This is a genomic window from Phaeodactylibacter xiamenensis (genome assembly GCF_000759025.1).
GTDB lineage: Bacteria > Bacteroidota > Bacteroidia > Chitinophagales > Saprospiraceae > Phaeodactylibacter > Phaeodactylibacter xiamenensis.
The window spans coordinates 413,683-426,034 of sequence record NZ_JPOS01000018.1 but is presented as its reverse complement, the minus strand read 5'-3'; the positions used below and the strand labels follow the sequence as shown (position 1 = coordinate 426,034).

Genomic DNA, 12,352 nt, shown 5'->3' with positions numbered 1-12,352 from the left:
TAAAAAAGTATTATTTGCCGGACAAAATTGAGCCTTTTCGCTTAAGTAATTGTATTAAGTGGCTGATGTTGCGAATTTAGGGCAAGGACCCGAACACCCTGCCCAATTGTGTGAAAAAATTAGCAACTTTGCAGACCTGAACAACGAAATGACCATGCAATCAGTAGACATTGAAGCCCTCAATCAGCAAATTTACCTGGACAGCGCTTTTGTAGACCGCCTGAACCAGGAAACCGCGCAGGTAATCGTGGGGCAGAAGCATATGCTGAACCGCCTGCTCCTGGGGCTGCTCACCAAAGGGCATGTCCTCCTGGAAGGCTTGCCGGGGCTGGCCAAAACGCTGGCGATTAAGACCCTTTCTCAGGCTATTGATGCCCGGTTCAGCCGTATTCAGTTTACGCCCGACCTGCTGCCGGCCGATATCATCGGTACCATGATTTACAATCCGCAGCAAAATGAGTTCACCGTGCGTAAAGGCCCGGTCTTTGCCAATTTTGTGCTGGCTGACGAGATCAACCGGGCGCCTGCCAAAGTACAGAGTGCCCTGCTCGAAGCCATGCAGGAACGGCAGGTCACGATCGGCAATCAGACCTTCAGCCTGGAGGAGCCTTTTCTCGTACTGGCCACCCAAAACCCCATCGAACAGGAAGGGACGTACCCCCTGCCCGAGGCGCAGGTCGACCGTTTCATGCTCAAGGTGAAGATTTCCTACCCCAACAAGGAGGAGGAACGCGAGATCATCCGTCGGGTACTGGGCAGCGACACCTTCGGCAAAGTCAGCCCGGTCGTAAAGCCGGAGGAAATACTGAAGGCGCGGCAATCTGTGCGCAAGATTTACATGGATGAGAAAATCGAGCGCTACATTCTCGATATCGTTTTCGCCACCCGTGAGCCCGACAGCTATCAGCTGGGCCGGCTGAAGCCCCTGATCAGCTACGGAGGCTCGCCCCGGGCAAGCATCAACCTGGCTCTGGCTGCCAAAGCCCAGGCTTTTCTCAACCGCCGGGGCTACGTTATCCCTGAGGATGTGCGCAATGTATGCCTGGACGTCATGCGCCACCGTTTGGGACTGACTTACGAAGCGGAGGCTGAAAACATCACACAGGAGGACCTGATCAACAAAATTCTCGATACCGTAGAAGTACCCTAAATCATGGAAACCAGCGAACTGCTGAAGAAAGTCCGCAAGATTGAAATCAAGACCCGGGGGCTGAGCCGGCATCTCTTTTCCGGAGAGTACCACTCAGCTTTCAAGGGGCGGGGCATGTCTTTCAGTGAGGTTCGAGACTACCAATACGGGGACGATGTCCGCAATATCGACTGGAACGTAACCGCACGCACCGGCACCCCTCACGTCAAAATCTTTGAGGAAGAGCGGGAACTGACCGTGATGCTGCTGATCGATATGAGCCCTTCCTCCTTCTTCGGCACCGTCAATCAGCTCAAAAACGAAATCATCACGGAAATTTGCGCCGTGCTGGCCTTTTCCGCCATCAACAACAACGATAAAGTGGGCGTGGCCTTCTTCGCCAATGAAGTAGAGTTGTTTATTCCGCCCAAAAAAGGTAAGCAGCACATCCTGCGCATTATCCGGGAGCTCATCAATTTCGAGCCTAAAGGCAAAGGCACGGAAATTGGCGCTACCCTGGAGTACTTCAACAACCTGGTCAAAAAGCGGAGCATCTGCTTCATTATTTCCGACTTCCTGTCGATGGAGTACGAACAGGCACTGCGGGTGGCTGCCCGCCGCCACGATGTGATTGGTGTGAATATCATCGACCCCCGGGAGGAAAACCTGCCGAATGTGGGGCTGATCCGGGCACAGGACGCCGAAAGCGGAGCCATACGCTGGATTGACACCTCTTCCCAACGGCTAAGGGAGGAGTACGCCCGCTGGCACCAAAACCACCTGAACTACTTCACCCAGACGTTCCGGAAAAGCGGGGCTTCAGTGGTCAATATCCGAACCAACGAATCATACGTGGATGCGCTGCACCAGTTTTTCCAACAGCGCTCCTGATCAAAAAACGCAGGGTAATTTATGATCAACCGACACCGAAATCACTGGCTGCCCCTTTTGACCCTCCTGCTCCTGGGCTGGTCTGCTTCGGCTTGGGCTCAACCCAGCATTTTGGTGGTCCTCGAACAGGAAACCGCCCTGTTTGGCGAAGCTGTTCCCTTGCAGATTGTAGCGGTGGCCGAAGCCGGTACCACGATTGATGCCTTCGACTACCGGGCATTGGAAAATCAGGACAACATGGAAGTCCTCGACGCCAAACGCCTCGATAAAGCAGGCGAAGGCAACAGCTCCATCAGTACCCTGGACCTGAAGCTAATCTTCTGGGAAGAAGGCCGCTACACCATCCCCCCCGTCACCCTGACCTACACCACGAACGGTCAACAGGAACAAATACAAAGCGACAACGCATCCATTCTAATCCGCACCATGGATGTGGCCAGCGACACCACCCGCCTGATGCCGATCAAGGATATTATTGAAGAACCACTGGGCTTCAGGGACTTCTTACCTTACATATTGGTGGGGCTTGTGGCAATCATCATTATAGCGCTGATTTTCTATTGGATAAGCCGGGGAAAAAAAGGTAGACCGGCTCCATTGTCACCTGAGAGAGAGGTAGCCTTACGTGTGTATATGGAGGAAGAGCTCCAACGCTTAGAGCAATCAGAATCTTGGGCTAATGGTAACGAGCATGGCTTTCAGATAGAGTTGAACCACCTGCTCCGTTTCTATCTTGACTGCTTGTATGACCTCCACACCCGAGAAAAGACAAGTCCACAAATTGTCCAGAGCTTACGTGAACAGGCTTTTCCACATGAGCTATTGCCAAAGCTGAATGAGCTATTGCAAAAGGTCGATTTGGTCAAATTTGCGAAAGCAATACCGTCTGAGCAATTCCATCGGGATGCCCTCCAGCAAATACGGGAAGTGATCCAACAAACAAAGGATGAACAATTATTCCTCCGCTTTTATCCGAATAACAGCGTTACAATACACCGTAAACAACAGGAAAAACAAGAAGGAACATACACAAATCAAGCTCCAATGGAGCGAGTCGTATTGGAAGGCACTCGCCAAGCATTATATACGCTGTCTAACAAGACTACTGCAACAGAACGTATAGCGACAGGCAGCCTGAAGGGCAAAAGCAGCAAACCCAGCACCGGTTCTATTGCCCCACGTTTAGACCTCGCCCGATTCTGGCCACGTTTCTTTGCACGCCTCATTGACATTAATTTAATTCCGCTGCTCTATCTTGCTATTTCATTCGGGATTGGGGAGTTAGTCTCAGCAGCTGAGCTCGAAACCGATAATAATTGGTTCTTACCTACATTCATCGTTTTTTCGATAGTCTTCTTTTGGCTGTGCTACGCTTATATGGAACATCGATTTGGAGGCACTATGGGAAAATTGATCCTGGGAATACGGGTAGTGGATAAGCAAGAGCAATACCCAAGCCTTAAGACAGCATCAATCCGCTTCATTGGTAAACTCATATCCGAAGCTACATTTTGGCTAGGCTATCTGCCTTATTTCTTCGACAAGCAAGGCAGGCAAACGTTGCACGACCGTATGGCTGGCACCTATGTCATTCGAAAGCCAGATATAAACTGGAGCAAAGACACTCTACTAGACAATGATCTGAACGCATGATATTCAGCCCCAACATAGAATTTGTCAATCCGGAGTTTTTCCTCCTCTTGCTGCTGTTGCCTGCAGTAGGCTGGCACTATTTGCGCAAGCGCCGGCAGCACTATGCAACGCTGCGTATGCCCAGCCTGGCGAGTGTGCAGGGCATGCAGTCGTGGCGGGGCAGATTGAGAGGGCTGCTGCCGGTATTCAGAGCGCTGGCTTTTGCGTCGCTTGTGATCGCCATGGCCCGGCCCCAGGAAGTCCTGAAAGAGGAGGAGGTGAATGCAGAGGGCGTGGACATTATGCTTGCCATCGACCTCTCCAGCAGTATGCTCGCGCAAGATTTCGAGCCCAACCGCCTGGAAGTCAGCAAAGCGGTGGCCAGCGACTTCGTTGATAAGCGCCCGTACGACAGGATCGGGCTGGCCATTTTTGCCGGCGAGGCCTTCACCAAATGCCCCCTTACCGTTGACCACCGCATCCTGAAAGGCTTTTTGGGTGAACTGGAATGCGGAGAGTTGCAGGACGGTACAGCTATTGGCATGGGGCTAGCTACGGCCGTGCGCCACCTGGAAAGCAGCGAAGCCAAGAGTAAAATCGCTATCCTTCTAACCGATGGCGTCAATAACGCAGGGTACATACAACCAGAAATGGCCGCCCAAATCGCCCAGAAACTCGGCATCAAAGTCTATACCATTGGCGTGGGCTCCACCGGCGACGCCCTGACCCCCATCAGCCGCCGCAGCGATGGTCGCTACATTTTTGGGCGGGCCAGGGTGGAAATTGACGAAGCCCTGCTGCGGGATATTGCAGAAATGACACAGGGCGCTTATTTCCGGGCTACTTCTGCGGAAAGCCTGCAGCAGATTTACGCTCAGATTGACCAACTGGAGAAAAGCGAAATTGAAGTGACGGTGATCAAGCGCTACAACGAGGCTTTCCACCCCTTCGTTTTTTGGGGGCTCGTTATACTGCTGATGGAAGCCCTGCTGCGGTATACCGTACTGCGCACGATCCCGTAAAGCCCATTTTTTTGGCAAAACAACCAAGGCATGCTACAACTCGAACATCCCGAACATTTATACGCACTGCTGCTGCTACCGCTGCTGGGCCTGTTTTTTTGGGCGGCATGGACGGCCAGGAAGCGGGCCATCGGGCGTTTTGGCAACCACAGCCTTATGGAGCAGCTCATGCCACAGGTCTCCCGCTACCGGCAGTACCTGAAATTCGGGCTGCTGATGCTCGCTGTAGCCCTGCTCGTCGTCGGCTGGGCCAATCCTCAGTACGGGGCCAAACTGCAAAAGTACAAGCGCAAGAGTGTCGATATTATCATTGCCTTTGACCTCTCCCAGAGCATGCTCGCCACCGACATTACTCCCAGCCGGTTGGAGCGGGCACGGCGCTTTGGGCAGGAACTGGTGGAAGGGCTGAGGGCCGAACGCCTTGGCATGGTCGTCTTTGCCGGGAGCGCCTTCCTGCAATCACCAATTACCACCGACTACAACGCCATTCAGCTATCCCTGCGGTCGGCCAGCCCCGATATGATTGGCAATCAGGGCACCGCTATTGCGGAAGCCATTGAGCTGGCGGGAGAGTCTTTCGAAGACAACAACAAGAGCCACAAGGCGTTAATTATCATTACAGATGGCGAAAACCACGAAGAGGAAGCCCTGGCTGCTGCCGAAGCTGCTGCAGAGGAAGGGCTCATTCTCTACACCGTGGGAGTAGGCACGACTGAAGGGAGCTTTATTACCATCCGGGAAAATGGGCGGGAGATGTATAAGCGCGACCAACAGGGCAACCCGGTACGCTCCCGCCTTAATGAAGCGGTCCTCCGGGACATCGCCAAAGTCGGCAATGGCAATTATTTCAACCTCTCTGCGGGAAGCGACGCCGTAGTCAATGCCCTGAAGGAACGCATTGACAAGATGGAAAAGCGCGCCTTTGAGCAGCGCAGTTTCTCGGAGTTTGAAAGTTCTTTTCAGTGGTTTGTCGGCATCGCTATACTGCTGCTCGTGTTGGAATTCCTGATGCCGTACCGGAGCAGCGGCAAAGGCAGAAATCAAAATTTATTTGGAGAAAATGCGTAGCACCATGAAATGGCTTATTGCAATAATTCCGGGGCTCTTTTTGGCGCAAGCCACCCTGTCTGCGCAGTCGGTGCACCGGCTGCTGCGCGAAGGCAATGAGGCCTACAAGGAAGAAGCCTATGCCGACGCGGAGGAAGCTTACCGGAAGTCTCTGGAAGCCAACAGCACCGCCCGTGGACATTACAATCTCGGCAATGCCATCTACCAACAGGGACGGTACGACGAGGCAGTACGGCGCTATGAGCATGTGATCGAAAATGCCGACAATGCCGAGGTACGGGCGCAGGCCTACCACAACATGGGCAACGCGCACTTTGAGGCCCAGGAATACGAAAAAAGCGTGGAAGCCTTTAAAAACGCACTCCGGGAGCGCCCCGGCGACCGGTCCACACAGTACAACCTCGCTCAGGCGCAGCGGCAGCTGAAGATGCAACAACAGCAGCAACAGCAAAACGACGAGCAGAACGAGGACCAGGAACAACAGAAACAACAGGAACAGCAGCAACAACAACAACAGAACAATCAGCAGCAGAATCAGGACGAGCAGCAGCAACAAAGCCAACAGCAGGAACAACAATCGGAAGGCGAAGACCAAAACCCGAGCGAACAGCAAGCCGCCGAGCAACAACAGGGCGAAAGCGACCAGCAAAAGAATATGGAGAAACGGGAACTCTCTGAAGAAGAAGCCCGCCGCCTGCTGCGCATCATAGAGGAAGAAGAACTACAGGTACTAGAAAAGCTGCGCAAAGCCGAAAAGGGGCAACCCGTGAAAAAGGAAAAGGACTGGTAACAACCCTTTGGCCGGAAACGTTGTCATTGTAAATAAAACTATTGGAATCATGAAAAAGGTACTCTTTGTTACATTGGCATTGCTGAGCCTTTCCATGCTCCGCGCTCAGCAAAGTGAGGTGCGCTTCACCGTTGAAGTCAACACCGATTCTCTGCTCATGGGCAATATGCTGCAGGTCCGCTTCATTCTCGAAAACGGACAGGGGCAGGACTTCCAGGCGCCCTACTTCAATGGCTTTAGCGTAGTGAGCGGGCCCAATTACGCCTCCAGCATGAGCATCGTCAACGGCCGTACCACACAGCGGCTCACTTACACTTTCCATCTGATGCCCGAGGATATTGGCAACTACTACATCGAGCCGGCCAGCATCAAGGTAGGTGATCAGTATCTGGAGACGGCCCCACTCGAAATCACGGTCGTCTCTAACCCGGATGGCATTAAGCAAGGGCCCGCCCCCGGGCAGCAGCCGATGCTGCAGTTCAGTATGCCGGGCTTTGAGCAATTTGACATGCGCAGCTTTGGAAACTTTGATTTCCCTGGCTTTGAAAACTTCAACATGGAAGATTTCATGATGCCGGGCTTCGGCGACTCCTTCAACCTCGACAGCCTGATGCGCGAATTTCATCAGTTGCAGCCTTACGAACTGCCGGAAGGCGAGCAGGAAGGCCAGCCGGGCAAGAAGCGTAAAACTTTTAAATTGTAAATCATATCTGCCATGGCTATGATCCGAATGTATGTTACCGCGTGTTTAGCGATACTCCTGTCAACAGGTGCCCTGAGCGCACAAACTACATTTGAGGCCACTGCCGATGCCCGCCGCGTATTGGAAAACAGCTATTTTGAGGTCACCTTCACGCTTTCCAATGCGCAGGGCGGGCAGTTTTCACCTCCGTCTTTTGAAAACTTCCTGGTGGTTTCCGGACCGAGCCAGGCGGTCAGCACCTCCATGATCAACGGACAGGTAAGCCGCACACAGGCCTATTCTTACACCCTGAAGCCAAGGCGCACCGGTACGTTCACTATTGGCAGTGCGAGCATAAAAGTGAACCGCACCACCCTACAGACCAAGCCGCTGACAATAGAGGTCGTAAAGGGGCGAAAGGGCGAGCCCGGAGCAGCAGAACAGGTCTTCATCCGCGCAGAGCCTTCTACCGAAACCGCCTACGTGGGCCAGCAAATTCTGCTGGATTACAAGCTCTATACCACGCTTGATGTGGAAAGCTTCAACATCTTGGAAGAGTCCGGCTACCAGGGCTTTTTCGCCCAGGACGTGCGCCGCTTCAACGGAAGGGTAATGCGGGAAGTCATTAATGGCGTGCAGTACACCACGAAAGTACTCAAACGCATTGCCCTCTTCCCACAGCAGACCGGGCAGCTGACCATCGAGCCTATGAATGTTCAACTGGGCGTGGTCAAGGAAGGCGCCAAACGCAGCCGCAGCTTTTTCTTCACACCCGAAGTGCGGCCTTATCCGGCGGCTACCGAGACCGTCAACATCGAAGTACTGCCCTTGCCCGCCGGTGCGCCGGAAAGCTTCACCGGAGCTGTGGGCGACTACCAGATCCGCCCCGACCTAAGCTCCAAAACCGCAACCACTGATGATGCTCTCACCCTCATCCTTACCGTTCGGGGCTCCGGGGACATCAAAAGGGTGGAAGCGCCCGCGCTAGACTTGCCGGAAGGCTTCGAGGTATATGAGCCCAAAGCTGTGGAAGAAACCAATCTGGAACTCAATGCGTCTATCGAAGGAAAAAAGGTTTTTGAATACCTGCTGCTGCCCAAAGTACCCGGCGATTACGAGTTCACGCCCAAATTCACTTACTTCTCGCCCGACAGTGCAAAATACGTCACTCTCGCGGATCAGTCCTTTTCGTTATATGTGAAGCAGGGTACCGGACAGCCGGGCCGGGCAACAGCAAGCCTGAACGAAACCGAAGACATCGGCCCACTGATGCTCAGCCCCGTGCTGACTCAAACCCGTACGCCTTTTTTGGGAAGTGCGCTGTTCTGGGGGCTGCTGGCAGCACCTTTATTGCTGTTTGGCGGGCTATTGGGATGGCGCAGGCACCGGGCCAGACAAGATGATATCGATCCGAATGAGCGGCGGATGCAAGCTGCCCGGGGCGTGGCGCAGGAACGCCTGAGCCTGGCCAAATCTCATCTAAAGGCGGGCGACAGCCGGGCGTTTTACGATGAAGTGTCTAAAGCCATCTTGGGCTACGTAGGCGATAAATTGCAAATCCCCCGGTCTTCCATGAGCAAAAGCTCCCTGCGTCAGCGCCTGCAGGAGTTGGATTTGGACGAAAGCTTAATCGAAACCGTGATGAGCATCGTGCAGGACTGCGAAATGGCACTGTTTGCCGGACAGGCAGATGCCGGCAAAATGGAAACCGTTTACGAGCGGGCTACGCAGGCTATTGCGGGTATGGAGAAGGCGGTGTAGCTTATTTGCTATAGTACTCGCTATAAAACTCCGGCAAATGCCGCAGCGCTGCCAGCTCCCGGTACGCCATGCGCGCCTCCTTGGCCGGATAGCCAAAGTAGACTTTCTCTCCCTCCAGGTTTTTGGAAACGCCCGACTTGGCGAGGATGACCGCCTTTTGGCCAATGACCAGGTTTTGGGCAATGCCGACCTGCCCGTAGAGCACCACCTCGTCTTCTACTTTGGTATTCCCCCCTATGCCCACCTGCGCGGCAAACAGGCAGTGCTTGCCGATCACCACATCGTGCCCGATATGCACCTGACAGTCGAGCTTGGTGCCCTCGCCGATGATGGTGTCGCCGGAGACGCCTTTGTTGATGGTACAACCGGCGCCAATCCGCACCCGGTCTTCGATGATGACCCGGCCACCGGAGCGCCATGGCTGATAGCCAGCCTCCGTTTTCTTAAAGTAGAAGGCATCCGAGCCAATGACGGAGCCGGACTGAATCTCCACATGCGCGCCGATATGGGTATGCTCGCTGATCGTCACATTGGACTGTACGAAGGTGTGCGCCCCAATTTTCACATGGTGCCCGATAACCACATTAGGCTCAATGATAGCCGTGGGGTGGATCTCCGCCGTCTCGCTAATGGCCGCAGTCATGGGCTGCACCGGCCGCTCTGACAGCACCAGCTGATTGTAAGCCTCGAAGGGGTTTTCACATAGCAGCAGTGCTTTGCCCTCGGGGCACTTGGCGTGCTCGTTGACCAGAATGATCGTAGCGGCAGAGTTGAGCGCTTTGCTGAAGTACTTGCGTACATCCACAAAAGTGATGTCGCCCGGCTGTACCTGATGGATTTCATTAATGCCGGTAGCCTGCAGGGATTGATCGCCGATGAGCTCGGCTCCCAGGCGCTCAGCCAGCTCAGTTACGGGGATGGGCGTAGAGAACTTCATGGTCTATTGTTTACTTTTGTCAAAAGTAAAGATTTCCAACCTATGATAACCGGCGTGGTACAGTTTTTTCTGCAGGACAAAGGCTACGGCTACATCCGGGTGCCGGAGACCCGGGAGGAGTTCTATGTCCACCGCCGCAACCTCCTGCAGCCCGTCGAGCGTGGCATGGCAGTCCGGTTTGTGCTGCGGGAGAACAAGCAGGGCACCTATGCGGATGAGGTGCAGCCGGTGCCGGAAAAAGGTTAGCCTACCGGCTCCTCTCCTGCAAAGTACGCCTCCAGCTCCTCCAGCGTCCGTTCAGGCGCATCCTTGATATCGCGGATGACTTTGCCATCTTCCAGCAGTACAATGCGCTGACAGACCTCCGTGACGTGCGCCAGATCGTGGCTGGAAATTAGTACCGTTAGCTCCGGCGGCAACTCGCGGATGAGGTTTTTCAACCGGATTTGGGAGCTGGGGTCGAGGTTGGCGAAGGGCTCGTCGAGAATAACGAGCTCGGGGCTGCCCAGGAGGGCCGCCGCGATACCGATTTTCTTTTTGTTGCCCTTGGACATATTGCGGATGTACTTGCCGCTGTCCAGTATCTCCCCATTGAAAAACTCCGTGAAACGCTCCAGGAAGAGCTTCACATCCGAAGGGTTCATGCCGTACAGCTGCCCCACGAAGTTGAAATACTCCTCCGGCGTCTGATAGCCAATCAGGAAGCTTTCGTCAATAAAAGCGCCAGTGTAGTCCTTCCAGGCATCGGAGTTGCTCACGGCCGTCTCCTTGGACCAGACGGTGCCCGTAGTCGGGCGGATGAGGTCGAGGAGGAGGCTAAACAGGGTGGTTTTACCTGCACCGTTGTTGCCCACCAATCCGAAGCGCTCGCCGGCGGAGATATCCAGTTGTTCAATATCCAGGGCGACTTTGTCACCGTATTTTTTGCTGAGTTGTTCCAGATGTATCATTTATACTTCTTGTTTGTAAGCGTCAATCAAATCATATTTGCGCCGGCTCAGTTGCCGGACAACGGCTTGCATGATGGGGCGGTGGAGCAATATACCCACTATGCCAATCATACCCAGCACTGCCAGGCCCCATTGCCAGCCCAGTATCCACTGCAACAGCAAATGAATGACCACCGGCAGGAAAAACGCTGGCAGCACCAGCAAAAACTGTGATGCCCCTACGCCTTCCCAGTTCATAAACGCGCTCTTTTCCGGATTCACCGGTCGGCTGTTGTAGGTACTCAGGAAAAGAATAATATAAGCAGTAATCCCCATATTGACCAGGAAGGAAACCACCACAATCGGAATCATGCGGATATCTGCCAGTCCGTACAGCAGGCACACACAAAATGCAGCTACATTGAAGAGGGTAAAAAGGTAGTACTTCCCCTTCATGTATTCCATCAGTGGTACGCGGCGGGCCATCAGCATATTGAAGAAGCTGCTCTCCCAGGCGATGAGGAATTGCCCGTATGTGGCCATAGGAAAAGTAGTAGCCATGAGGGTGAACAGAAACACCATACTGAAGGACTCCCCGTTTTCCAGGTATTCCAGAGAAAAGAAAGGATAGAACAGAATGAGCACCGCCATCAGCAGCATCGTTTTCGGCCGTTTGTTGCGGGCGATTTGCAGCAGCTCCATTTGTACAAACTGCCCGGCCATGCCCAGCCGGCGCAGGGCCGCAATGCCCTGCGTGCTTTCCACCCGGCCTTTCCGGCCTTCCACTGTATCCAGGTAGGCATTGGAGCGCAAGGTCCGGAACGGCAGTTGATAAGCCAGCACCACCAGAGCAACCGGGATGAGCGACAGCACCGGATTGGTAAGTATCGCCATAAAAGTATTCGCGAAAGCATCTGACAGCGTCAGCCATTCCTGCGTGTCCGCATAAGCAATGCCACACAGCACCAAGAAAGCGCCCAGTATGGCAAATGGGCTCATATTGAACTGACGCTTGAGGTAAAAGCCCACGAAGTTATTGAACAGCGCCAGGCACATCACACTCACAATCCACGCCAACTGCGCCACTGCCCCGTATTCCGTAGACACGACCTTGAAGGTAAAGGGCAAAATGAAGACCAGCGGAAAGAGGTTGATGACATTGAACACCGAGCGGAACAGCAGGTAATGAAAGAGCTTACTGCGCCTGACCGGCAACAGTAAATAGGGCTGTATATCAATCACCGGAAAACTCTGCATCAGGAAACGAAAGAGCAGCCCGGCGATCCAGGTAAAGAAGAAAATACCGCTCAGCGCAGCGATAGGGTGCTCGTCGGGAACGGAGTTTTGAAGGATGACATCCAGGAAGTACCCTGCGAAGAGGAAGTTGGCCAGCAGATAGAGCGCCAGGAGCCCCAGTAGGATATTGACTACAAGGCCACGTTCCCAGAAGGGCGAGCGCACCTGTGCCTGCCAGCTTTGTAACAGTAAAGACCGTATCATGAATTGGGTGT

Annotated in this window: 12 protein-coding genes; 9 read left to right on the top strand and 3 right to left on the bottom strand. The window is 53.8% G+C overall.

Annotation, left to right across the window (positions count from 1 at the left end):
* The first annotated feature begins 154 nt into the window (after positions 1-154).
* The 8 genes from IX84_RS08450 to IX84_RS08415 are packed head-to-tail and all read left to right on the top strand — an operon-like array spanning position 155 to position 8,975.
* The gene (locus tag IX84_RS08450) at positions 155-1,150 is read left to right on the top strand and encodes an AAA family ATPase (protein WP_044218799.1); all 996 of its coding nucleotides are present in this window, start codon (positions 155-157) and stop codon (positions 1,148-1,150) included.
* A 3-nt stretch (positions 1,151-1,153) separates the two neighbouring features.
* On the top strand, positions 1,154-2,020 hold the full coding sequence (locus IX84_RS08445; protein WP_044218625.1) for a DUF58 domain-containing protein: 867 nt from the start codon (positions 1,154-1,156) through the stop codon (positions 2,018-2,020).
* A 21-nt stretch (positions 2,021-2,041) separates the two neighbouring features.
* Positions 2,042-3,673 carry an RDD family protein gene (locus IX84_RS08440; protein ID WP_044218622.1) on the top strand — a complete coding sequence of 544 codons (1,632 nt, stop codon included), beginning with the start codon at positions 2,042-2,044 and terminating at the stop codon, positions 3,671-3,673.
* Positions 3,670-4,674 (top strand): vWA domain-containing protein, encoded by a 1,005-nt coding sequence (locus IX84_RS08435; protein ID WP_044218620.1) that lies wholly within the window; start codon positions 3,670-3,672, stop codon positions 4,672-4,674. Before IX84_RS08440 ends, IX84_RS08435 begins: the two co-directional genes overlap by 4 nt.
* Positions 4,675-4,704: 30 nt before the next feature.
* The gene (locus IX84_RS08430) at positions 4,705-5,742 is read left to right on the top strand and encodes a VWA domain-containing protein (RefSeq protein ID WP_044218617.1); all 1,038 of its coding nucleotides are present in this window, start codon (positions 4,705-4,707) and stop codon (positions 5,740-5,742) included.
* 4 nt (positions 5,743-5,746) lie between these two features.
* A complete protein-coding gene (locus tag IX84_RS08425) occupies positions 5,747-6,532 on the top strand; it encodes a tetratricopeptide repeat protein (RefSeq protein WP_044218796.1) in 786 nt (261 codons plus the stop codon).
* A 49-nt stretch (positions 6,533-6,581) separates the two neighbouring features.
* Positions 6,582-7,235, top strand: coding sequence for a BatD family protein (locus IX84_RS08420; protein ID WP_044218615.1), 654 nt, complete (start codon positions 6,582-6,584; stop codon positions 7,233-7,235).
* 12 nt (positions 7,236-7,247) lie between these two features.
* The gene (locus IX84_RS08415; RefSeq protein WP_044218613.1) at positions 7,248-8,975 is read left to right on the top strand and encodes a BatD family protein; all 1,728 of its coding nucleotides are present in this window, start codon (positions 7,248-7,250) and stop codon (positions 8,973-8,975) included.
* A gap of 1 nt (position 8,976) precedes the next feature.
* On the opposite strand, the gene IX84_RS08410 is transcribed toward IX84_RS08415, so the two are convergent.
* Positions 8,977-9,912: a UDP-3-O-(3-hydroxymyristoyl)glucosamine N-acyltransferase gene (locus IX84_RS08410; RefSeq protein ID WP_044218611.1), complete on the bottom strand. Its 936-nt coding sequence runs from the start codon at positions 9,910-9,912 to the stop codon at positions 8,977-8,979.
* Between the two features lie 42 nt (positions 9,913-9,954).
* On the opposite strand from IX84_RS08410, the gene IX84_RS08405 reads away from it, so the two are divergent.
* Positions 9,955-10,158: a cold-shock protein gene (locus IX84_RS08405; protein ID WP_044218608.1), complete on the top strand. Its 204-nt coding sequence runs from the start codon at positions 9,955-9,957 to the stop codon at positions 10,156-10,158.
* Here the strand turns inward: IX84_RS08405 and IX84_RS08400 are convergent.
* Positions 10,155-10,862 carry an ABC transporter ATP-binding protein gene (locus tag IX84_RS08400; RefSeq protein ID WP_044218605.1) on the bottom strand — a complete coding sequence of 236 codons (708 nt, stop codon included), beginning with the start codon at positions 10,860-10,862 and terminating at the stop codon, positions 10,155-10,157. The genes IX84_RS08405 and IX84_RS08400 overlap by 4 nt on opposite strands.
* Positions 10,863-12,341 carry a DUF5687 family protein gene (locus tag IX84_RS08395; protein WP_044218602.1) on the bottom strand — a complete coding sequence of 493 codons (1,479 nt, stop codon included), beginning with the start codon at positions 12,339-12,341 and terminating at the stop codon, positions 10,863-10,865. It lies immediately after the preceding gene.
* Between the last annotated feature and the right edge of the window lie 11 nt (positions 12,342-12,352).